Source organism: Phormidium sp. CCY1219 (assembly GCF_035615515.1).
Taxonomy (GTDB): Bacteria; Cyanobacteriota; Cyanobacteriia; order Cyanobacteriales; family Laspinemataceae; genus CCY1219.
The window spans coordinates 1-317 of sequence record NZ_JAJENT010000548.1; the positions used below are offsets into that span (position 1 = coordinate 1).

Annotated in this window: 1 protein-coding gene; it reads left to right on the plus strand. The window is 37.5% G+C overall.

The features are described from left to right. The coding region (locus tag LKK83_RS14835; protein ID WP_442957317.1) for a zinc ribbon domain-containing protein at positions 1-317 on the plus strand (317 nt) is incomplete at both ends.

A 317-nucleotide genomic window follows, 5' to 3' on the forward strand; every position in this document is an offset into this window, starting at 1 on the left:
ACATTGGCAGAAAAAACAACCAAAAGTTTGTACAAATTCCCACGGCAAAACTTAAAGAACGAATTAGTCAGTTATGCGAATTGTACGGCATAGAGTTTATTGAAACTGAAGAGTCGTACACTTCACAAGCATCGTTTTTAGATGATGATTTCTTGCCAACTATCGGTGAAAAACCCGAGAGCTGGAAAGCATCAGGCAAACGAATTAAGCGAGGACTCTATCAAACTCAAAACGGTTTGTTAGTTAATGCCGATATTAATGCCGCATCTAATATCCTCAAAAAAGTAGCGACAACTTTAGGATTTTCTCTTAAAGGA